Source organism: Ornithinibacillus sp. FSL M8-0202, assembly GCF_037975285.1.
In the GTDB taxonomy this organism is placed as follows: domain Bacteria; phylum Bacillota; class Bacilli; order Bacillales; family Amphibacillaceae; genus Ornithinibacillus; species Ornithinibacillus massiliensis.
The window spans coordinates 2,798,156-2,821,689 of record NZ_CP150248.1; the positions used below are offsets into that span (position 1 = coordinate 2,798,156).

The 23,534-nt window shown below is 37.2% G+C and carries 14 protein-coding genes and 1 pseudogene; 11 read left to right on the forward strand and 4 right to left on the reverse strand.

The genetic code is table 11. From position 1 onward, the window contains the following. Positions 1–544: 544 nt before the first annotated feature. Positions 545–5,896, forward strand: coding sequence for a diguanylate cyclase (locus MKY78_RS14230; protein WP_339213556.1), 5,352 nt, complete (start codon positions 545–547; stop codon positions 5,894–5,896). Between the two features lie 805 nt (positions 5,897–6,701). Here the strand turns inward: MKY78_RS14230 and MKY78_RS14235 are convergent. Beyond that, on the reverse strand, positions 6,702–7,937 hold the full coding sequence (locus MKY78_RS14235) for a TraB/GumN family protein (RefSeq protein ID WP_339213557.1): 1,236 nt from the start codon (positions 7,935–7,937) through the stop codon (positions 6,702–6,704). A gap of 196 nt (positions 7,938–8,133) precedes the next feature. On the opposite strand from MKY78_RS14235, the gene MKY78_RS14240 reads away from it, so the two are divergent. From MKY78_RS14240 to cbpA, 3 genes are all read left to right on the forward strand, one after another. After that, complete coding sequence (locus tag MKY78_RS14240; protein WP_339213558.1) at positions 8,134–9,054, forward strand: DMT family transporter; 921 nt, start codon at positions 8,134–8,136, stop codon at positions 9,052–9,054. A gap of 302 nt (positions 9,055–9,356) precedes the next feature. Beyond that, positions 9,357–9,863, forward strand: a complete 507-nt coding sequence (locus MKY78_RS14245; RefSeq protein WP_339213560.1) for a hypothetical protein — start codon at positions 9,357–9,359, stop codon at positions 9,861–9,863. Positions 9,864–10,126: 263 nt separating this feature from the next. Next, a complete protein-coding gene (gene cbpA, locus MKY78_RS14250) occupies positions 10,127–10,753 on the forward strand; it encodes a cyclic di-AMP binding protein CbpA (RefSeq protein ID WP_339213562.1) in 627 nt (208 codons plus the stop codon). Between the two features lie 120 nt (positions 10,754–10,873). Here cbpA and MKY78_RS14255 read toward each other — a convergent pair whose 3' ends face one another. Beyond that, the gene (locus MKY78_RS14255) at positions 10,874–11,776 is read right to left on the reverse strand and encodes an aldo/keto reductase family oxidoreductase (protein ID WP_339213564.1); all 903 of its coding nucleotides are present in this window, start codon (positions 11,774–11,776) and stop codon (positions 10,874–10,876) included. Between the two features lie 160 nt (positions 11,777–11,936). Further along, a complete protein-coding gene (locus tag MKY78_RS14260) occupies positions 11,937–12,332 on the reverse strand; it encodes a ribonuclease HI family protein (RefSeq protein ID WP_339213566.1) in 396 nt (131 codons plus the stop codon). A gap of 432 nt (positions 12,333–12,764) precedes the next feature. Here MKY78_RS14260 and tnpB point away from each other — a divergent pair, with 432 nt between their 5' ends. The 6 genes and pseudogenes from tnpB to menC all read left to right on the forward strand — a co-directional run bounded on the left by tnpB (position 12,765) and on the right by menC (position 21,118). Next, positions 12,765–13,937: an IS200/IS605 family element RNA-guided endonuclease TnpB gene (gene tnpB / locus MKY78_RS14265; protein ID WP_339213567.1), complete on the forward strand. Its 1,173-nt coding sequence runs from the start codon at positions 12,765–12,767 to the stop codon at positions 13,935–13,937. Positions 13,938–14,500: 563 nt separating this feature from the next. Then, the gene (locus MKY78_RS14270; protein ID WP_339213569.1) at positions 14,501–17,014 is read left to right on the forward strand and encodes an ABC transporter permease; all 2,514 of its coding nucleotides are present in this window, start codon (positions 14,501–14,503) and stop codon (positions 17,012–17,014) included. A 24-nt stretch (positions 17,015–17,038) separates the two neighbouring features. Continuing rightward, a pseudogene (locus MKY78_RS14275) lies at positions 17,039–17,728 on the forward strand (ABC transporter ATP-binding protein). Positions 17,729–18,071: 343 nt separating this feature from the next. Beyond that, a complete protein-coding gene (locus MKY78_RS14280; protein ID WP_339217921.1) occupies positions 18,072–19,202 on the forward strand; it encodes a M20 peptidase aminoacylase family protein in 1,131 nt (376 codons plus the stop codon). Between the two features lie 10 nt (positions 19,203–19,212). Continuing rightward, positions 19,213–19,983 (forward strand): GNAT family N-acetyltransferase, encoded by a 771-nt coding sequence (locus MKY78_RS14285; RefSeq protein WP_339213571.1) that lies wholly within the window; start codon positions 19,213–19,215, stop codon positions 19,981–19,983. A gap of 19 nt (positions 19,984–20,002) precedes the next feature. Further along, on the forward strand, positions 20,003–21,118 hold the full coding sequence (menC, locus tag MKY78_RS14290) for an o-succinylbenzoate synthase (RefSeq protein WP_339213573.1): 1,116 nt from the start codon (positions 20,003–20,005) through the stop codon (positions 21,116–21,118). Between the two features lie 161 nt (positions 21,119–21,279). Here the strand turns inward: menC and MKY78_RS14295 are convergent, their stop codons facing one another. Next, complete coding sequence (locus MKY78_RS14295; RefSeq protein ID WP_339213575.1) at positions 21,280–22,422, reverse strand: N-acetylmuramoyl-L-alanine amidase; 1,143 nt, start codon at positions 22,420–22,422, stop codon at positions 21,280–21,282. A gap of 657 nt (positions 22,423–23,079) precedes the next feature. Here MKY78_RS14295 and MKY78_RS14300 point away from each other — a divergent pair. After that, positions 23,080–23,523, forward strand: coding sequence for a hypothetical protein (locus MKY78_RS14300; RefSeq protein WP_339213577.1), 444 nt, complete (start codon positions 23,080–23,082; stop codon positions 23,521–23,523). The last annotated feature ends 11 nt before the right edge of the window (positions 23,524–23,534 follow it).

A 23,534-nucleotide genomic window follows, 5' to 3' on the forward strand; every position in this document is an offset into this window, starting at 1 on the left:
AGTAATAATCAAAAATCCTTAGTTAAAAACTATTCGAATGATAAGACTCAGGTGTTAAGGGAGTACCAGTATAATCGCTCATGATAGCCTGATGAACAAATTTGTTGGTTTTATGCATGAATTATGTTGAGGACGGGACATAACTAAAAGAACTAAATGTAAAACCGAATGATACAGGATACTAGCTCCGGAAATATACGTAGACGAAAGCGGGGAGGATAGGGCAAGGTTGAGACCCCTAAAGAAGTAGCACGAGGAGGCTCACCAGCCGCCCGGCGGTAAAGAAGACACTGCGAGGTTCTCTCGAGCAGATGTCGCACTTATGCTGTGATAAAGTGCAAGGTAGACACTGCGATGGTTTTATCGAGCAGATGTCGCCCCTGTACTGGAAGCAACCGCAAGTATATTTCCGGAGCGTGGTCTTTGCTCATCATTCGGTTTTACTTTAAGATTAATCCTTTTGTCCCAGTCTCTCTTTTTTTATCGTAATAGGCGAGAACTTAAACGGTATCCCCATCAACTTAACGAATACGAGGTGAAGTCCATGGAAGTTATTAATAATCGGTATCGACTTGTCGAGCTTTTGGAGCAAAATAGAATCGCATCCATCTATTTAGCTATGGATTTATTCCATGAGAACCGCTATGTTCAATTAAATCTATTAAGCTCGGAATATACACCCAGTTCGTTAATTCAATTTTTTGAGAAGCAATTTATAGCCATAAAGAATTTATCAAGTAAAAGAATAGCACGAAATGAACAATTCGGTGCCGTCACCTTTGTTGATAATAAGCCTTATACAGAAAAGGCATTTTTTTATACCGTAGAATTTGATAGAAAGAATGAATCATACATTTCGTTGATACAGCAGTTTTCCATTGATGAGGTAATCGAACAATTCATCGAAATTTGTTCGGCAGTCCACTATGTACATACAAGTGGTTTTATTTATGGAGCGTTAAATTTGAAGGCAATTTACCCAATCAAACAAGGGAATCGTCTTCTCCCGAAATTAAAAGATCTTGCTACCATTGAATTAGAAAAGTATTCTCATCATGATTTAGAGAATTCATACTATAACTCCCCCAAATTATTAGCTGGAATAGAGCCAAATATTGAGACAGATATGTACGCGTTAGGACTAATTCTATTAGCGATGATAACCAAACAAGCTTACATAGAAAATCCAAAGCAGGCGCTTCAATCACTCGAAGAAAATTTAGAGCAATCTTATCTTGCTCATGATCGACATAGGCTACATAACCTATTACCTATTATCAAGAAAATGATAGGGACAGAAGAGGATTATCCCTATCTAACTATTCAAGATATGATAACAGAGCTTAGCGAAAGACTAGATACCGATATTTCCATCATTGATCAAGAGGCATTGGATAAGCTTCATTTTCATACCCGTATCATCGGAAGAGATGAAGAATTATCATATGTTTTAAATAATGTCCAGAATATGATGAGCTATAAGCCGAGCAAACGTATCATCTTTGTTCAAGGTGAAAATGGGATTGGCAAGACCCGCTTTCTCCAAGAACTTCATTATTTAATAGAACTACGTAAAGTAACGATATATGCAAGTTTTCACCTAGGAAGTACTGGGAATAGTAAAAACCTATGGCTAGATATTCTGCAAAAGCTAATCAGTCAAACAGACTATTCTATTTTACGTAAATATCATGCAGAACTAGTAAAGTACTTTCCGGAATTAGAAAAAGGTGGAGCGCCAACCTCATTAGACTATGTAACAGATGGTAATAGCGAATATCGGCTGTTAAATCGTATAGGTGCTTTTATTAATGAAAGCTTACAAGGGAGGCCAGCGGTATTCTTAATAGACGACCTTCATCTCGCGGATAGGTTCACATTAAATTTATTACATTACTTGAGCACGAACAATACCCATCAAAATAATTTAATGTTTATTGTATCAGGTGAACTAAGAGAGGATGGGGAGAAGGATTTTCTAGAAAACTATCATTTAATGAAAAAGCGATTAGACACCAGTATTATCCGATTAGATCTGTTAACAGAAGAGCAAGTAGCAGAAATGATCATGCAAATTCTGTCCTTATCTTATAAACCACTTAGGTTAACAGAGAAAATATATGCCCGTTCTTTTGGAAACCCATTATTTATACAGGAAATTATGAAGGATCTGTATAGTCGAGGGCTTCTTCAAATTAATAAGGATAATGGTATGTGGAGTATTCTGCTAGATTATAATGCATTAGAAATTCCGGAAAGTATTGAACAAGTGCTAGTAAACCAATTACGGGACTTAGAAAAAATCGCATTACAAATTCTGGAGACCATCGCAATCTATAATAAGCCAATCTCTAAAAACGTAATTAGTGCGTATCTCGAGTTAGATGAAGTATTCATACATTCTACTGTCGATCATTTAGTTCAAAAAGGAATAGTTCATCAATTAGTATCGGATTATGGTTTTCTTTTTGATATTTATAATAAGGTATTAAAGCGGATTGTGTATGACAGTATTGATGCAAAGACAAAGATTACCATGCATGCACATGCGGCAGCTTTAATGGAAAAAGCCTCGGATACTAAAATCGAGGAGCTAATTCATCATTATGAAGGTGCTCACAATTGGGAAAAGTGTCTGGATTATTATCTAGATATTGCTAAGCAACTCCATGCTCAGCATGAAATTAGAAAGGAAGTGCAATATCTTCAAAAAGCGGAGAAGTTAATGGTAAATCCATATGAAAAAACAGCAATTCTGTTGAAAATAGGTGGGCTATGCATTGAAATCAATCAAACAGAGCAAGCATTAAAAACCTATGAGTATGCATTGGAAATTGCCGAGAAACATAATTTGCAAGATTTAATTTTAAAAGTATATTTAGAGCTAGGAAATCTATTTGCAACGTCTTATAAAGTGGACAATCTAAAGCACTATTTACAAAAAATAGATGAAAACTTCCCTATAATATTGGATAAAGAATCAAGGCTCGAATATAAGCGACTGCAAGCATTATTACTGAATATAAAAAACCAATTAGATGAAGCAGATATCATTTTAAACGAAATTATTGCAGAAAGTGGGGAGGATTTTCCTAAAATAACGGGAAGAGCCTACTTGTTACTAGGGTTCTCTAGTGCACAAAATAATCGTTATGATAAGGCAAAAGCCTATTTTAAAAAGGCGATGAAGCTTCTAGAGCATGCAGGATATTTGAAAGGCTATTTAGGAGCGATTAACAATATCGGTATTATCTCTCAATCATCCTTTCGAAATGAATTCGATGAGGCAATAAATTATTTTGAAAAGGTAAGGGATATTAGTGAAAAGTATGGTATTTTTGAGACCGAAATTCAAGCGTTAAATAGTATAGGTAGAATTCATGCTAGCGCATATCATTTTTCTGAAGCATATGATTATTTTAAATATGCGCTTGAAAAAGCACAAGCGGGTCGAGCAAGTTGGCTTGTAAGTACTCTCTATAATCAACTATGCTTTATATCTGCAGAAATGGCAGAGTACAAGCGAGCATTTAAATATTATCACATTATAGAAGCATTACATAAGGAAGATAGTTCTCGTGAATTAGATCTATTTGAATACTATAATACGAGCATGAATCTATTTCACTTTATCGGTGACTTCGAGCGTGCCGATGAATTTGGAAAATTAGTCGTGGAGTTCAATAAAGGCCGTGACAACATGTATTCTGATAGTGCCATCACCTATCAGAAGCTTCATCTTTTAAGGAAAGCACCGAAAGAGCAGTTAAAGAAGATTATTTCTAATGTGCTAGCGTTAGTAGAAAAAATACCCCATATTACGTTTAATATAAAAGTAATAACAACGGCTTTGATTGTGTTAAGTGAACGTGGTTATTATTCTCTAACCAGTAACCTGAGTAAGAAGCTGGAGGAATTATTTACAGATAAAACACCGGATGCTTTAAAAGCAAGATATTATTATTTTCTTGGAACAAAGGATAGTTCTAAGAAATCAATAAATTATTTAAAGCAAGGGTTGAAGCTAGCGAAACAGGGTGAAAATCGGGAATTAATAGCTAGAATCTTAATGGTATTGGGAGAGTATGCTTTTAAAGCTAAGAAATGGTATGGTGCTGCCAATTATTATTTAGAGAGTACCGAGTTAGTGAAATCGTTAGTGGAAGGTGTGCCGAAGCAATACCAGCTAACTTATGTGAATCATCATCATTATGCTAAAGGGTTTATAGGTCTAGAACGAACTTACAATTGGATATCTAAAGAGCAACATATAGTAACGGATAAAGAAAATGGTAAGCAAGGTCAATTGTCTCAAGCGGATTTAAATCGATTTCTCGCTAAAGATTATGTTAGCATATTTTTGGAACATGAGGAATATATGGAATACATTCGCGAACAGCATATGATGAAATATTCAAAGGAAATTCGTACAGCCCAGGATATGATACTAAAGGTTGGCCCTCATACAATAAAGAATATTAATATGCTATTACATTATCTCACAGGGATAACACTTGCTTCGAGGGGAATCATTATTACGGATAATCAAAAGGAAGAATTAGCAGTTCTAAGCACAACAGATGGGAATCGTGAACTACCACAAAATCGCTATATGATTAATCTCGTTCATGATACAAGAGAGGCTGTTATTTTAGATGCTAAGGAACAAAAGCTGGAATTAGACTTATTACCTAAAGGATTACAAAGTATCATGTGCATTCCAATCACTCAGCATCACGGTAATTCTAGTCCGTCTATTCTAGGTTATATCTATTTAGAAACCGATTTGCTTGTGAATAATTTTAATGAAGCAGGAGTAGAAAAATGTAAGGAAGTGATGGGCTTTTTAGCTACAATGCTAGAACAGCATCAGTTAAAGCTTTCAGCAAGCATTGATAAACTGACAGGTACGTTAACTAGAAAATATTTAGACGATGCGCTATTAGAGGCAATAGATGTATCCAAACGTACAGGGGAATCTTTTAGTATCGTCATGTTTGATCTCGATAGATTTAAGCAGGTAAATGATCGATATGGCCATCAAATCGGGGATGAAATATTACGAACTGTATCTCATATCGTTATGGATATGCTCGATGAGTCTTATACTTTAGGTCGATACGGTGGGGAAGAGTTCATTATTATTTTACCAAACATTAAAACGGAAGAAGCAGTAGTGTTTGCAGATAAAGTGCGTGAGGAAATTGCCGCACAACAGCTGTTAGGAGATAAGTTTGATATAACCGTCAGTATTGGAATAGCGACATATCCGCTTCATGGACAGCGAGTAAAAGCATTAATTGAAAAAGCAGACCAAGCCTTGTATGTTGCAAAGGAAAAAGGGCGGAATAATACCCAAGTTTGGTATAAGGATTTTCTCACGACATCCAAGCCGCAAAATAAGCTAGCAGGCATTCTCACAGGAGATGATATTAAGGATTCCCGAAATGTCTTAGCTATGGTAGAGCTCATCCAGCTTCCTGTTAAAAACCTATCTACTGAGGAAAAAATCTATCAATTTTTAGGAAGAATGATTGAAATCTCAGAGGCACAGGTGGGCTATATTTTATTGTATACGCCAAATGGGGAAAAGGTATATGGAAGGAGAGCACAGGAAGAAGAGTGGTTAGAGCAAGTCTCGATAGAACAGGATATATTGCATTCGGTTATATTGGAGGAACGCGGACTCTATACGATTACTTGGGATGTGAAGGATAAGCATAATAAGATTAATGCTTTACCAGACTGGGATTCAATTTTAGCTGTTCCAATTATGGTTAATGGAAGTGTACTTGGTGCTATCTATCTTAGAGCACCCAGTAGGTTCAAGGAATTTGGTGCAGATGATTTAAATATGGTAAGTATCTATAGTAGTTTGCTAGCTGGTATGATTTAGAAGCGCAAACTTACAAGCAATAGAAAATCTGAACTACTACTGAAAAAGGAGAATTCGTAGTAGCTCGGATTTTTTTATTTTACGTATAAGAAAATATACAATCCCAAGCAGATGCCCTTCCCTTTTTTTAAACGGTAAGGTATAGAAAACCTTTTTGCCAGTATTAAAGAGATCCTCCCTCTGTGACCCAAAAGAGTAAGGGGAGCAAAAAAAGGTAACAGAGAGTCAGTCTCTGTTACCCAAAAGAGTAAGGGGAGCGAAAAAAGGTAACAGAGAGTCAGTCTCTGTGACCCAAAAGAGGAAGAGAAGCAAAAAAAGGTAACAGAGAGTCAGTCTCTGTTACCCAAAAGAGTAAGGGGAGCAAAAAAAGGTAACAGAGAGTCAGTCTCTGTTACCCAAAAGAGGAAGAGAAGCGAAAAAAGGTAACAGAGAATCAGTCTCTGTGACCCAAAAGAGTAAGGGGAGCGAAAAAAGGTAACAGAGAGTCAGTCTCTGTGACCCAAAAGAGGAAGAGAAGCAAAAAAAGGTAACAGAGAGTCAGTCTCTGTTACCCAAAAGAGTAAGGGGAGCAAAAAAAGGTAACAGAGAGTCAGTCTCTGTTACCCAAAAGAGGAAGAGAAGCGAAAAAAGGTAACAGAGAATCAGTCTCTGTGACCCAAAAGAGGAAGAGAAGCAAAAAAAGGTAACAGAGAGTCAGTCTCTGTGACCCAAAAGGAAAACAGAAAAAGGGAACGGTTTTCCTATCCGTTCCCGTACAAGCACCAAGATTCATTTTTAATGCACTATTCTCGGAAATAGCCTTCGTCTATAATATCTGCTCTACTGTATATCCTTTCTCTTCTAGGAGAGAAAGGATATGGGGTTCTTGAAGTAGATGTAAGGTGCCTACTATGACGAAGTATGTGTCACCGCTATCTTCCTCAAGGAAAGTTGCAATTTTGTCAGCCATTTTATAGTTTCGGTCATCATTAAGTGCTTCCATGTAGGCTTGCTCTTCAGCAGTTGTTTCTTGTTCTACCGTTAAGTAGTCTAGCAGTTTGTCGCCGTCTCCCTCCTTATATAGGTTCAGCAACTCTAGCATTTGTTCATTTAATTCCTCTATTTCGACCAAGGATTCTTCTAGCATTTGGACTTGGAATTCCTCAGATAAATTAGCGAATATCGATAATTGATCTTCCGCAGTCTCAAGGGCAACGATTTCCTTCTGATCCTGTTCTGCACGATTTAGAAAATATAAGTCGACGCCATCTGTGAAATTAAGCTCTTCCATCATTAAATTCTGGATTAGATTCGATTGAAACCACGGTTTGAATTGCTCAAACATGTCAATGGAATATCCTAGTTCTGTATATACACGGTCAAGTTCCTTATATAAATCCGTAGATAGATGGTCTTGAATGCTCGAGCCATCTTCATATAGGGCATATTCCATATAGATAGCCTGCATTTCAAACATACTGATGTTATTAAGGTCAACTTCTGGAACAATTACATCTGCTTTTGCATAGGCTTCTTCGATTTTACGATTCAAAGGAAAAAAGTTATCCGTTACGGTGTGGATAGTCCCTTGTAAGTAAACTGTAGTATCGCCATGTTCAACCTTCCAAAGATATCCCCCTGGACCGTTTGGTTCACCTCGTACTTCCACTTCTACTTTTGTAATGACCGTTATATCTTTATCCTGAAGACTTTTTACATCCGTATCATCATACGGGTTTCCTCCAATCGATACTTCTTCTAAACTAGCCATTTCCTGAAGTGGCGATAAATCCTCGATACTATTGTTCTGTAAATTCAGCTTTGTAACGGAATCTAAATTCTCTATTCCTTCTAAGGATTTAATTCGCTTGTTCGATACATCTAAGTCGGTAATGGATTGTACATCTTCTTGTAAAATGTCTCCAGAAACTTTATTGATCTCAGCACGGATAGCTTTCTCAAGCTGATAGTCTTCAAAATAAATCCCATCTGTTTGATTACTCTGACAGGCAGTTAAGCCAATGATGAGCACCATCAAGAAAACGCGTAGCAAATTCTTCAAAAAATCTCCCCCAATGTTGTACAGCGATTAGCAGTATTTTCCACCACTATATCAAATTGCCGTAAAGTAGAGCAACCACCATCTCGCAAGTTGATTATCAAAAGGTGCCCCGATTCGTATGCTTTGCCTTCATTTAATAATTGGCATAAGATATGTATTTGGACTTTTATATTCTAAGTAATGGGAGATGAAAATCTTGAAAGGGATTTTTCAACATAAATGGAGTGTCATAGGGATTGCAGTATTTTGTTCTATATTATGGGGAAGTGCTTTTCCTGTATTAAAGATTAGCTATGAGGAGCTGCAAATGGCTCCAGGAGATATAGCAGCAAAAATTGTTTTTGCTGGTGGTCGCTTTTTACTAGCCGGATTAATTGTACTACTTTTTTTATTATGTAGTAACTGGAAGAGAATAAAGGTTACGAAAAAGCAGTTTTTAATCTTAACGATACTTGGTATTGTACAAACATCCTTACAGTACTTTTTCTTTTATAATGGACTTGCAAATGTTTCTGGAATGCAAGGGGCAATCCTTTCTTCTGGGGGAACCTTTTTCACCGTTATTTTGGCTCACTTTTACTACCGAAGTGATCGAATGAGCTGGAAGAAATCCGTTGGTCTTTTGACAGGATTTCTAGGAATTGTTGTCGCAAACTGGGGGCAAGAATTTCAGATAAGCTTCCAGTGGGATGGTGAAGGCTATATGATACTGTCCGGATTAACAGCGGCAATTGCAACGATTATGGCAAAAGAGCTAGCATCGGGGATTCACCCGTTCGCCATTACAGGAAGGCAGCTAACCATTGGTGGGTTAATCATGTTAGTAGTTGGCTTTCCATTCTTACATGAAGGTGCTATGACATTCACCTCATTTGGACTCGGTTTATTTATCTATTCGGCTCTTCTTTCATCAGTTGCTTTCGCTCTATGGTACTCATTATTGAAATATAATCATGCAGGCGAATTAAGTATGTATAAGTTTATCGTTCCTGTTTCTGGAGCTGTATTGTCTGCGATGTTTATTTCCGGTGAGATGCTGAATAGTTTTATCCTCGTTGCAATCGTATTAGTAGCGTTTGGTATTGTTATTGTAAATTATCATAGTAAGAAAGCGTAAAGCTAAGCTAAACATGTTCTTCCCAATGAGAGGGAGGACATGTTTTTATATAGAAGTTGCCATATTTTTTACAAAGTTATCAAAATGAATCGTAGGTACTATGTAATTACCAAATAATGGGTTTTTACTGATTGCATATTCCCTGTTTTTGAGTGAATGGTTTGTTAAAAAGTTGATATGGACAACTATGAGAAATGAGACTTAATGACTAATGGGTTTTCATTAGGTTTAATTGCCTAATTGACAGTTCTAGAATTTACTTTAAAATGACTTAAGAGTAAAAAATAAAGGGGATAGTTTTCATGAAAAGATTATTATTAGTAGTGATGGGACTAGTATTAGCAATGGTTCTAGCAGCATGTAGTTCACCAGAAGAAGATGAAGTATTAGAGTATCACAATGCAGTAGTGGATGAGGTTCATCCTTTAATGGATAAATTAGCTAGTCTATATGAACAAATGATGGTGATGGAAACGGAAGAGGAAGTAATGGACTTATATGATAATGAAATCATTCCTGTAGTTAATGAGATTAACGACTATTATGATGGACAAAAGATCGAGTATGATGCAACAAAGGAATACCATAAATTACTTCAAGAGCAGGCTAACTCTTTAGAAGCTACAGTGTTGAAAGAAAAGGAATTCTTCGAGGCACTTCTAGATGAGAATACGACAGAAGAAGAATTGATGACACTAGATCAAGAGGTAGTCGAGTTAAATACGATTACAGAAGAGAAGAATAAGGCGGTTGCCGATCATTATGATTATTTACTTGAGGAATATAACTTTGTTGAAGAAGATGAATAAGAATAATTAGGTAAAGAGACTGGTAGAATAGTAGCGATACATAGGTAGAACTACTATCCTACCAGTATTTTTGTTAGGTTGGCTTTAACTGTAATTCATTTACATCGTTAGAATGAATCACGGGCTTGTCCATTCCTAGTGAGGTAATGAACCTTTGTGTAAACGACTTTTCGGTTATTGCTATTTTACTGAAAATAATGTTAAATATATAAAAGGCCTATATTCATTTGTAGTGCCCTAATTTTAGTCTTGGGGGGATAGGAATGCTTGTCAAAAATGATTATGTTAATAAGAATGATGTAGTATTTGTAAAAGAAAGTGATAGCCTAGAATCTGTAATGAAGACCATAGAAGATTCTGGTTATCGGTGTATTCCGGTTCTTGATGAAACGGGAGAGAAATACGTGGGGAATATATATAAGGTTGATTTATTAGAATATGAGCTTGATTATTCCTTGGTTGGCACATTATCTGAGTTAGTATCTGACCGTGAGGGATACATTAAGGAAGACGCCCCATTCTTTCAAGTATTCTCTTCTATTAAAAAGCTTCCTTATTTAGCAGTTGTTAATGACTCCATGGACTTTTTAGGGATTTTAACGAATGGTAATGTTATTCAAGTTCTTGAAAATGCTTGGGGAGTACATAATGGTAGCTACTCCTTTACAATCGGTACAATTGAATATGCTGGTGCACTACAAAAAATGCTAAGAATTGTAAATCGACATTGTAATGTACAAAGTGTTATTTCTTTAAATAACAACTCTAATTATGTAAGAAGAGTTTGCATTGTGCTTCCAAAAGAAGTGGATGAAGAATTAGCGGAGAAGATTCGATTGGACTTGGATAAAAATAATTTTACGGTTACAGATATTGAGAAGTTGAGTTAGGCAGTTAGGCTAACGATAGTACAGCTTTCACTAGAGTCCTTTTGTTATTTAAACAAGAAAGATAAAATGACTATCAAATGCGATAATGCATCTGATAGTCATTTTGCTTTCATCTCTACATTAAGGCACCTCATGCCCCATAGATGCGTAAAGAATTTCAAACCATTGATCTAATGATAATTCTATATTCAAAGCATTCACTGCTTTTTGAATTCTTTCCTTTTTACTTGAACCTACGATTGGCATTACCTTAGCGGGATGATTTAAAATCCATGCGTATAGTATTTCATCGATACTGCTTCTATCCATTTCATTAGCGATTTTCTCTAATGCTTTACGTAACCGTACTGCTTTATCCTCTTCGTTCGTAAAAATTTGTCCTCTTGCTAGTGGGGACCATGCCATAGGAGCAATTCGCTTCTCAAGACATAGGTTTAATGTTCCATCTTCCAAATTCTCTAACCGGTATGCTGAAAGTTCAATTTGGTTCGTCACAAGTTCTACATCTAAATAAGATTCAAGCATTGTAAGCTGATGACGCTTGAAATTAGATACCCCAAAGTGTCTGACTTTCCCAGAAGCTTTTAATTCATGAAAGGCACTCGCTACCTGTTCAGGATCCATAAAAGGGTCTGGTCGGTGAATTAATAACGTATCAATGTAATCTGTTCGGAAATTTTTTAAAGAATTCTCTACAGATTGGATGATATGGCGTTTGGATGTGTTGTAATGATGTGACTTGTGTTCCGGACGATTAGGAGAGGGAAAGACAATCCCGCACTTGGTCACGATCTCCATGTTTTCTCGAAGTCCAGGCTTACGTGCAAGTGCATTACCAAATAGCTCCTCACATTGAAATCCACCGTAAATATCGGCATGATCAAATGTAGTGACCCCTTGGTCTATACAATATTCAATTAAGTCTACTAATTGGTCAGTACTATAGTTCCAATCAGCTAACCGCCATAGACCGTGAATAATTCTAGAAAAAGATAAATCCTCTGCAAGCTGAATTCTTTCCATGAATCATTAGCTCCTTTATGCTACGTTTTTATCCATTACATTATCTCTAGAACGGAATGGATGCCTCGTTAGGCTATTTCCTTCAATTGGTTGAAAATTCTTTACGTCTACTATACTCCTTTTTCCTCCGCTTGTCTTATAAGAATGTGCTAGTAATCAGTTAAGACCGCTGTGCTTGAATAGCCTTTCGGGATAACAGGTCCGCATGCCCATTCTCTTTTTCTGGTATCCACTTGATAAAGAAATAGGGGAATGTTGCTGTTTTTTCCCGAATGGTTTCTAGTAAAGGGAGGAATGTTTTGTTTTTGGTAAAATCATTGTCTACCACTTGTACAACGGTTTGGGAATCGGAACGAAAGGATAGAATTTCATTTGGGAACTCTTTTTCACATATCTCTAGTGCTTTAATTACAGCATAAAACTCTGCTTCATGATTTGTCATGACACCAAGAGGGAGGCTATATTCATACTGTTTTTTTTGCCCTTTTATATAAATGCCAGCACCACTAATGCCAGGATTTCCACTAGCAGCGCCGTCCGTATATACTTCTATCACGATTGCTTCTCTCCCTGCTACTTAGAATTCATCTACATATTATCATAGATCCCATATAAGAAAAAATGAATGAAAGATAACCGGTTTATCTTTAGCATAACGCATTGACTAAACGAGCGATTGTTTGTATATTGATAAAAATAAGAAAATTATAACGACTGATTAAAAGGGAGAAGTTATGATGAGAAAAATTTTTATCTAAAATAGGCGAGAAAACCCCCATCTTCAAGGAATGAGAAGGGTAAAGCCCAATGAGTAAGTGGGGGATGAATCGCCTTCGGACAAGGAATGGCTTACTTGCCATCTCGATTGTCCGACTGTTCGAGTGCGTGTTGATGAGATAAATAATAGCTTGGGTACGAGTGGAAAAACCTTTTTTCTGTAAAGTCATCCATTCGTTTCCATCCAACATAATGAAGGAGGTGAAAATCAATGGTAGTGAAAAAAGCCTACAAGTTCCGAATCTATCCAAGTAAAAAGCAAATGGAACTGATTAACAAAACAATTGGATGTTCTCGCTTTGTTTACAACTATTTTGTTGGAAAACAAAAAGGGAAAGATGCTTATTGGTACATCGTCAATGAAATGGTGCAGAACGGTCAACTGACTGAAAATAATTGGAAAGGTGAGTTTTTCAATAAAAACCAATCCATTAAGGCAGTTCGTGAATTAAAGAAATACTATCCGTTTTTAAAAGAAGTCGATAGTATCGCCCTTCAAAAATCAGTTGAAATAGTAAACGATTCTTACACTCGATATTACAAAAAACAAAACGGCGAACCACGTTTCAAATCAAAAAAGAATCCTGTTCAATCCTATACAACAAAGTTTGTAAATGGGAATATTGCTGTTTTGGATAAGCATATGAAACTACCGAAATTAGGTCTTGTTCGTTTTGCAAAAAGTCGTGAAGTAGAAGGTCGCATTATGAACGCAACGATTAGACGTAACTCTTCGGGAAAATACTTCGTTTCGATTTTAGCCGAAACAGAAGTTGAACAACTTGGAAAAACAGGTTCCGCAATTGGAATGGATGTTGGATTAAAAGACTTTGCCACACTTTCGGATGGAACGACGTATGCAAATCCAAAATTCTTCCGAACATTAGAAGGAAAATTAGCAAAAGCACAGCGTATTCTTTCAAGACGACAAATTAGTTCTTCCAATTGGAACAAACAAAAAGTAAAAGTGGCACGACTTCACGAAAAGATAGCAAATGCTAGAAAGGATATGTTAGATAAAATCTCTACCGAAATTGTCAAAAACCACGACATCATTGGTATTGAAGATTTGTCTGTCCAAAACATGTTAAAGAATCATAATCTTGCTAAGGCTATCAGCGAGGTATCTTGGTCACAATTTCGCACAATGTTGGAATATAAAGCAAATTGGTACGGAAAACAGGTTGTGACCGTAGCGAAAAATTTCCCTTCCAGTCAGCTTTGTTCAACGTGTGGTCATAAGTATAAAGACGTTAAAAATCTTGCTTTGCGTGAATGGGAGTGTCCTACCTGTAAAACCCGTCACGATAGAGATATTAACGCAAGTTTGAATCTTCGTAACGAAGCATTACGATTAACCGCAGGAACTGCGGGGATAGCCTAATCCATAACTAACTAATAGGTTGGTGTTCTTAGGAATCCCCCACTTCAATCAGACCATAAGGTCGATAAGTGGTGGGTAGTTCAATACTGAGTAAACGTTTCTTAAGCTTGTTAAAGGATTATAAAGCTAGATACTTAGGGATAGGTAAGATTGATCCTGACATTGTGTTATTTTATGAGGACAAAGGTAAATCATCAAAAGATACAAACGTGATCTGAGGTTGGGTAAAGTTAAAATAATTAAAAAATCGAATGATAACATGCTCCTAGAAGATATGTAGTTGAGAGATGAAGTCGATTGGGTCCCTGGGGATACGCTACATTTACAAGAAACTGCATGGCAAAGGGGGATTCAGACAAATATCGCCCTATACGGGTTAACCGCAAATGGGTTTTCAAGAGCGGTCTTTACTTCTCATTCGGTTTTCCCATTAGATAAATCTCGCTTCTTTTTGTGATTTTTTAGTAAATTTTATAAATTCTCATTGCCTAGGTCAACAGTTTAGGATAGTATTTATGTATTGTGATAAATTACCACTTTTATTCCTTCGGAGGGCTTAGGCGATGCGTATTGTTCTAAAGCATATCATACATAATATTTTGGAGATGAGGCTAAGGTCGGCTATCGTGCTTCTTACCATTTTGCTGTCTACTTTGATCTTATTTATTGGCCTTAGTTTAAATGAAATCATCAATAACACGTACAAAACGATGCTACAAGGTTCTTATGGAACTGCTAATGTTGTTGTATCGAAAAAAGCGGAAGATGGTATTCCTTTCTATGAGTCTACTAAGCTGGATTTAGCAGATATTCATATAGATAATCGTTTAGACATGATACAAGCAAGTGGTAAATCCGTCTTAAATGATGAACATGTTCCAGTGACATTATATGGCTTAGACCTCCAAGCAGCCCTTGAGCTGCAAATTGTAGATATTCTTTCTGGTTCCCAGGAACTTGAGGGGAATTCTGTGATCATTAGTCAGAAAACGAGTTCTACATATGATTTAGCGGTTGGAGATAGGATAGACGTAAGCAGTGGCGGTAATTCTTATGACTTTACGATAGCTGCTATTAGTAAATCAGATGGTATTTATTATTCGGAAATGGGAGACATGCTCCTTCTTGCTCAGCCGGACCAGGTAACGGAAATACTCGGTGGGGGAGATATGGTGTCGAGTACTCTATTAGAAGTACCGGATACCGAACTGGACAGCGCAATTACTAGTTTAGCGGAGACGAATCAAGACTTTACCGTACAAAAGAGTAGTGCTGCAGATACGATGATGCGGGATGAGCAGACCTTCCAAACGGTTATGATGCTAGCGATTATTATTATTATTGTGTTAATCAGTGCATACGTCATTTCATCCCTATCCAAGTTAATTATTACGGAACGTATGCCTGTTTTAGCTACTTTTCGCAGTGTTGGAGCTAGCAAAGGGATGATGAATCGGGTATTAATGTTGGAGTTCTTCCTGTATGGGGTAATTGGCGCGGGGCTAGGGATAATATTAGCTGTGTTCCTACTCCCGTTTGCAGCAGATCTGTTTAATGAGTACAAGGAATATGGTATGGAAACGGTAGTCGAATATAATATGACCTATTTAATCATTTCGGTAGTATTCGGAATGATGTTCCCAGCACTAGTGAGCTTTCTCCGGATAGTAAGAACGAATGCCAAACCATTAAAGGATGTGCTTTTCAATACAGCGTCTACATTGGAAAAACGCTCGAGTTGGACGGTTGTTATCGGAATCGTATTTTTCTGCGTTGCTTTTGTGATAAATGGATTCAATAAATATGATGATATGCTGCTTTCTATTATGTCGATTTTGTTATTGTTTGTTTCCATTGTGTTGTTAATGCCACTAGTGTTGAATGGGTTTTCTAAGCTATTGTCTCTGTGCTTTAAGAGAAGTCGAGCCGGAGAATTAGGACTGGGCATTAAAAATATCGCTAACAATAAGATTGTTGCAAACAATGTCAGCATGATTGTTGTCGTTTTTTTACTATTAATTATGGTAGGAATTGCAAGCGAAGGGATTAATTATTATGTAACAAAGGCAGTAAGTAAAGATTTTGATGTAGTTGTTACGCTAAATGATCGTAATGATTCGCTTGTGCATGACATAGGAGAAATGGATGGAGTGGCGGATACCTATCTTCAAGTTATGAGCTTGGGGAAATCCTCTATTCATGGAAGTGAAGGTATTTATGGCGTACTTGGCGTAGAAAATTTTAACGAGATAGGTGAATTCTATGATGGGATTAATTATCTCGAAATAGATGAAGAACGATTAAATGGCTTAGATAACCCGGTTATTTTAGATGATTATTATATGAATAAATACGACCTACATATAGGAGATTCGGTACAAATACAGCCAATTAATAGGCATTACGAAAATCTAGAGAATGCTGGTCCAGTAACATTTATTGTAGCTGGATCAATGGATAGTGCTGGATTTGCTTCAAGTCGTGATAGTGCTTTAATTCCAATTGATCTCTATGAGGATCATTTTGAGCCGCTTTTTTATGAATTAACGCTGAAGCTGGAGGAAGGAATAGTAGCGGAGGAATTAAAAGAGAGCATAGCAGATTACTATAGTAACTATTCACTAGAGGTTGCGACTTTTGATGAGAGGATAGAGGCACAGAAAACCACAATTGATACATTAATTAATGGAATCACCATTATTATTGGTTTAGGTATGATGGTGGGGATTCTTGGAATTTCCAATAATCTTATGGTCTCCTTCAATCAGAGGAAAAAGGAATATGCCATTCTCTATTCTGTATGTATGAGTAAAGGGCAAATAGTGAAAATGATATTCGCCGAAACACTTCTTACATTTATAACCGTAGCTGTCATTGGGCTTTTTGGTGGATTCGCGTTAAATTTCTTATTAACTAAGTTCCTTTATGCGATAGGGATGGTGACTGATTTTCACTTTACGTTCGAACTTTATGGCATGTTATGTGGGGTGGTTGCAATATTATTAGCTATATCAACTCTCTCACTAGTTCGAAAGGTTTTTAAGCTTCATATAATGAAAGAATTGCGATATGAGTAAAGGTTATCAAGGGGGCTAATGGAGATGTTGGAGAGTATTGTTCGGACAGAAAAGCTATGTAAGAATTTCAAAGTGGGAGCAAATGATATTCCAGTGTTAAAAAATATTGAGATTTCGATTGAATCAGGCGATTTTGTTTCCATTATGGGGCCATCCGGATCTGGTAAAAGTACGTTATTGTATTTACTTGGAGGGATTGATCAACCAACTTCTGGAAAAGTGTTCATTCAAAATCAAGATATTAATAAAATGAAGGATAAATAGAAAAGTATTCTACGAAGAAGAACGATGGGCTTTGTGTTTCAGTTTTATAATTTAGTACAAAACTTAACAGTAGAAGAAAATATTTTACTTCCAGTTACGATGGATAAGAAGAAGCCAGCTGATTATAAAGAGCAGCTGGATGAGATATTAGAAATTGTTGGTCTTTCAGAACGGAAGAAATATACACCAAGAGAATTATCTGGAGGACAGCAACAACGGGTTGCCATTGCTCGGGCGTTAATCCTAAGTCCAGCACTCATACTAGCAGATGAACCAATTGGGAATTTGGATAGTAAGACAGGAACAGCCATTATGGAGCTTTTCCATCGTATTAATCAGGAAAAGGGCATTACGATTGTCCAGGTGACACATTCTGAAGAAGCGGCTGAATATGGTAATCGATTAATTCGGATGAGAGATGGAGAGATAGTTGAGCCAGTGTTGATTTGACACGAGTAGGATGAGGTTGGGACAAAACGAAAAGAATTAAATGTTAAACCGAATGATACAGGATACTAGCTCCGGAAATATACGTAGACTCCTGCGGGAGGAAAGGCACCTGCCCGCGAAGTATATTTCCGGAGCGGGGTCTTTGCTCATCATTCGGTTTTTCCTTTAAGATAATTCTTTTGTCCCTCTTAATGCTCACTATCAATAGGTAACGCATTGACTCCATTCTTCTAATATTCTAAGCTTGACAACAAGAGAAAAAGATTGATCTCAAGCGTAATTGGGAATAGAAAAAGAATGATAATGGCATAGGATAGTAATGGAGAGGGGTATTGTAGACATCATGAAGACAACTAGTAAAAAGCTAAGGCCAATATTAAAAGAGATTTTCGATTATTTACATGCAAACCCAGAAGTCAGCTGGAAGGAATTTCAGACTACGGAATATATTAAAGGGTTACTCGCGAATAAGAAGGTAAACATTCAATGCTTCCCAGAAATAACTGGTTTAGTAGTGGAAGTTGGTAGTGGGAAGCCGGTTGTAGCACTACGGACTGACATGGATGCACTTTGGCAAGAGGTTAACGGTGAATTTAAAGCAAACCATTCCTGTGGACATGATGCCCATATGACGATTGTATTAGGTGTACTATTTACACTTCTTGAGGAGGGAATTCCGGCTCAAGGAACGTTTCGGTTTATATTCCAGCCAGCTGAAGAAAAGGGAGATGGTGCGTTAACACTCGTAGAAAAAGGGGTGGTGGATGATGTGGATTTCCTATATGGACTTCATCTGCGGCCAATTCAAGAATTAAAGCACGGTCAGTTCTCACCAGCAATTAGACATGGGGCTTCTTGGTCCATTGATGGCGTTATTACAGGGGAAGATGCCCATGGTGCTAGACCACATCTTAACGCTAACGCAATTCAAGTGGGGAGTGAGTTTTTTCAGCATTTGAATAATCTGTATATGGATCCGATGATTCCGCACTCGGTAAAGATGACGAGCTTCCATGCAGGAGGAGAGAGCACTAATATTATTCCTGGAAATGCTACGTTTTCTATTGATATGCGTGCTCAAACTAATGAAGCAATGGAGGAGCTCTTGGAGAAAGTGGAGCGAATTGCTAATATGCTTTCCGACTATCATGGGGTAAAAATTGATCTATTGATAAGCTCAAGTGTTGCCGCCGCAGTAATCAATGAGGAAGCAAGTAATGTATTGGAAGAGGCGATTGTGGAGACAGTTGGAAAAGAACACTTAGTACCGATGATTACAACAACTGGAGGGGATGATTTTCATTTTTATACCATTAAGAGACCATCTTTAAAAGCAACGATGTTAGCAGTTGGCTGTGATTTAGAACCAGGGCTACATCACCCTCAAATGACGTTTAATTATCAAGCAATCGAGCCAAGTGTGGAGATCTTAGTAACGGCATTACGAAGGACTGTAACAAAGTATCAAGGTTAGGAGGGAGACTATGGGGATAGAAATTAGAGAAATAACAACATTAGAGGAACTGTATCAAATACAAAAAATCGAAGAAATCGTCTGGCAGGATACACCGATTCCGATTCACCAAACATTAACCGCCTTTCGTAATGGTGGTGTGCTAATAGGAGCTTTTCTAGAAGGGAATATGATTGGCTTCCAGTATAGTTTTCCAGGATTTGATGGACAAGAGGTGTATTTAGTTTCACACGAACTAGGAATTCTTCCGGCATATCGTAAGTCTGGACTTGGCGAGAAAATAAAACGTAAGCAACGAGAGGTAGCAGCGGATAAGGGATATGATAAAATGATTTGGACATATGATCCGCTTGAGAGTGTCAATGCTTATTTGAATTTACATAAATTGGGTGGGATAGCAACTGCCTATAAAGAAAATTATTATGGGACAATGGATGATGGATTAAATAAGGGACTTGCTTCTGATCGATTGGTAATGGAATGGCATTTTCAAAAAGATAAGGAGCCATTCGATGGTACAATTGATTCCTCGCAATTACTATTGGAAATGGGACAGGAGATGGAGCCAAGGCGAACAGATGTGGAATTTGATGGTGATAGTGAACAGTGGTTTGTTGCCATTCCGGCTAATATTCAAGATATGAAAGCAACCAATTTAGAACGTGCTATTAGGTGGCGCAAGAGTACTAGAGAACTATTTCAATTATTATTTTCAAACGGTTATACGGCTAAAGATTTTATTAGAGATGAACATGTCAGTTATTATTACTTTGAAAAATGATTAGGAAGAAGGGTGTAACATGACAATTCCAATAAAAAACATCATCATCCATCGACTCAATATGAGAATGATTGATCCATTTGCCACAAGCTTCGGCACCATGCAGGACAAAGAATTCTATATCGTAGAAGTGGTGGATACAGACGGGAATCATGGTTACGGAGAAGGGGTCGCATTTTCTATTCCTTGGTACACAGAAGAGACGATAAAGTCTAATTTAGCTATCATTGAAGACTGTTTAATTCCTATTTTAAGAGATAATGTAATTGAACATCCAAATGAGGTGTTTCCGTTATTCGAACGATTACGTGGCAATAATATGGCTAAGGCTGCTATAGAGGGAGCGATATGGGACCTTTATGCGAAACGGCAGGGTATACCGCTAGCAAAAGCTCTCGGTGGCCAAAAGACAGAGATTGATGTGGGAATCAGTATTGGCATACAGCCAAGTGTAAAAGAACTATTGAATAAAATCGAGCAATTTCTTGTGCAAGGGTATAAGCGGATAAAGTTGAAAATTAAGCCTGGTCATGATGTGGATATGCTTCATGAGGTGCGAAAGGCTTTTCCAGATACACCCATTATGGCAGATGCAAATTCCGCCTATACGCTAGATGATATAGGCATGCTGAAGCAGTTGGATGATCTGAATTTAATGATGATTGAGCAGCCCCTACAGCATCATGATATTATCGACCATGCCAAGCTTCAAAAGGAATTACAAACCCCGATTTGTTTAGATGAGAGTATTCACTCATTGTATGATGCTCAAAAGGCGATTGAACTAGGAAGCTGCAAAATTATCAATATAAAAGTAGGCCGTGTTGGGGGCTTGTCAGAATCAATCAAAATTCATGATTATTGTGAGGAACATGGAATCCCGGTGTGGTGTGGCGGAATGTTAGAAGCTGGTATTGGGCGAGCACATAATGTGGCGATTACGACTTTAGCTAATTTTATTTTACCAGGGGATACCGCAGGGTCCTCACGATATTGGAAGAAAGATATTATTAAACCAGAAGTTGTAGTAGAAAATGGCGTAATCAAAGTACCAACAGCCCCTGGTATTGGTTATGAAGTGGACGAAGAAGCGCTAGAAGCGTTTCGCTTTGAAAAGCTGGCATTCCCTATGTAATTGTATCGTGATAGTAGCGGAAATTAAGGAGAATCCAGAACCTTATAGATGATTAATACACCTAGCCCTCATAGGAAAATGTATTTCCGAAGTGGGCTAGGTGAATGATTATTATATCACGAGATTATAAGCGTGCGCCTAATCCAGTGCAATGATATAGATCACTCATTCTGAGCATCAAAATATTCTACTAAACCGTTTGTAATTGCTTCGGCAACCTCTGTTTGGTATTCGTCGGTTTGAACCTTCTCCAAATCACTTGGGTTTGATATAAAACCAAGTTCCAGCAGTACAGCGGGATTTTGATTATGTTTTAGAACATAATAGTCCTCTTGCCTAATCCCTCTGTCTGTCATATCTAGTTCTCCAACTAATGCGGAATGAATTTTTTCAGAAAGCTCCTTACTTGTATTCGTGTTAGCGTAATACGTATTAATACCATTTACCTCTGGATTGTTAAAGTAATCATAATGTAGACTGATGAATACATCGGTTTCATGGGTGTTACTTTGATACGCTCGATTTTCAAGCGTAATAAACGTATCGTCTGCTCTAGTGAAGTTTACCGTTGCCCCTTCTGCTTCTAAGTGATTGGCTAGCTTTGTTGCAGTAGATAGGGTCAAATCTTTTTCACGTACGCCATCATTTACTGCTCCAGAATCCTTGCCACCGTGGCCTGGATCAATCAAAATGTTATAGCCATTTAATTGATGTTTTCTAACGGTAATGGTGTCTTCTGAAATCTGCATGTGATTTTGTTGAATATATCCCATTGGCAAATAATCTAATGTTTCCGTGACATGGTCAAGTGTATAGTGATTAAAATTATCCTCTATCTGTGTGGATGTATCATCTTCCTCGGCTGTCTCTTTCATGTCATCCTTAACTTTTGCTTTTTCTTCAGATTCCTCCTTCACTTCTTCTGTTTCTTTTTGTTCTATTTCACTTTCTTCCTCTGTTATCGTGTCACTGTCTTCTAGTAAACTATCATCATTTTCCACTTCTATCGTTTCTTCGATTAATAGAAGTTCCTTTCCATATACCCAAACAGGCTCCCCATCGAAGAAAGTTTTGACCCATCCATTCTGCTCTTCGAATGTTCTTAGTCTATCTCCTTCCACTAATGTTCCGATAACATCAGCATCATGATTAGGAGCGGTTCTCATAATGGACTCTGCTTGAACTTCAAATAGTTTAACGTGTTCATTCTCGGCACTTTCTGCATGTGCATTTGTTACGGATATAAAAGCAAATAACATCAGCATAAACCCTGTCATCCAAATAGTATTGACAACTTTTCTCATATTCTCTCAATCCCTTTCGTAAATTATGAATCTAGTAGAAAGGATGGTCAGAAAATAATAGATTTAAACATAAATGGGTAAGTTTTTATTTTTTTAGGTGAAAAGAAGTGGTTTAACGTCTCGCTTACCTAGTTATTTGGACTCACTCTATTAGGCGGGGCTATTACTTATGTAGGAGTGGTTGAACAAGGTTAGTCCATATTCTACTAATAGCTTTTTATAAAATGATAATTTTCGTTTTACAAGTTTTGTCGAAAACGCTGTAAAACATGAGATAACAACGATAAAATTCCAAAAAATAACAGGAAAGGACATAAGCTCTAGGATAATGAAGTAGACCAGTATAAAGGAGTTAGGGCAAGTTATCTAGTAGCATGTTATTAGTTTAGGCTAGTGGCATAGTTCATTCGAATTAGAAAAGCTAATTATACATTCCCTTTTCTTCGATTTACATGCAAACATTACAAATTTTTTCTTACGCTACGCTATGTTCAACATGATCTTCTGTTTTTCGGCAGTCTAAATAAAGCTATTAGACTATCTAGTAAATGGTATTTTTTAACGATTCACTATTCAAATTTTTCTGTTAATATAGGGACATTGAGTCATAGGAGTACAAAAAAATAGTAGTTTCTTAATAGAAAGGTCGGGTGATAAATGAAAAAAATACTAGTCAGCTTCCTTGTTATGATCTCGTTGATAGCAGCATTTCAAGTATCCGTATATGGGGCGTTCTTTTTTGACAAAACGAACGTAAGCACGGCTATCCATAACCTAGAAAATAGGATGCTCCAAAGAGAAGTTGCCATCACGGACCATTTAAAGGATCAACAAGAACAGCATCTAAACCAGATAAAGGACAAACTAACCGAGTTGCATGAAGATACAGCGAACATGACGGCGGTGCGCGTACAACAATATAAGGAAAGCTATCTTTCGGCAATCGATGCGCTAACTATATCTTTAGATGAACCATATGAACAGATGGAGAAGAAAAAGAGTAATGAATTAAGTCTAGAGATTGAAGCAGAAGTAGTCGATTATTTGAGTCAATTATTAGATCGGAATCAGAAAAGCAATCATTCCATTATTTTAGAATAGAAGGGGAGAGT

Excerpts from the sequence above, each read along its gene's own strand:
- MKY78_RS14230 (WP_339213556.1), top strand. The coding sequence starts at position 545 with ATGGAAGTTATTAATAATCGGTATCGACTTGTCGAGCTTTTGGAGCAA.
- cbpA (WP_339213562.1), top strand. The coding sequence starts at position 10,127 with ATGCTTGTCAAAAATGATTATGTTAATAAGAATGATGTAGTATTTGTA.
- MKY78_RS14285 (WP_339213571.1), top strand. The coding sequence starts at position 19,213 with ATGGGGATAGAAATTAGAGAAATAACAACATTAGAGGAACTGTATCAA.
- MKY78_RS14255 (WP_339213564.1), bottom strand. The coding sequence starts at position 11,776 with ATGGAAAGAATTCAGCTTGCAGAGGATTTATCTTTTTCTAGAATTATT.
- tnpB (WP_339213567.1), top strand. The coding sequence starts at position 12,765 with ATGGTAGTGAAAAAAGCCTACAAGTTCCGAATCTATCCAAGTAAAAAG.
- MKY78_RS14300 (WP_339213577.1), top strand. The coding sequence starts at position 23,080 with ATGAAAAAAATACTAGTCAGCTTCCTTGTTATGATCTCGTTGATAGCA.
- MKY78_RS14280 (WP_339217921.1), top strand. The coding sequence starts at position 18,072 with ATGAAGACAACTAGTAAAAAGCTAAGGCCAATATTAAAAGAGATTTTC.
- menC (WP_339213573.1), top strand. The coding sequence starts at position 20,003 with ATGACAATTCCAATAAAAAACATCATCATCCATCGACTCAATATGAGA.
- MKY78_RS14245 (WP_339213560.1), top strand. The coding sequence starts at position 9,357 with ATGAAAAGATTATTATTAGTAGTGATGGGACTAGTATTAGCAATGGTT.
- MKY78_RS14295 (WP_339213575.1), bottom strand. The coding sequence starts at position 22,422 with ATGAGAAAAGTTGTCAATACTATTTGGATGACAGGGTTTATGCTGATG.
- MKY78_RS14270 (WP_339213569.1), top strand. The coding sequence starts at position 14,501 with ATGCGTATTGTTCTAAAGCATATCATACATAATATTTTGGAGATGAGG.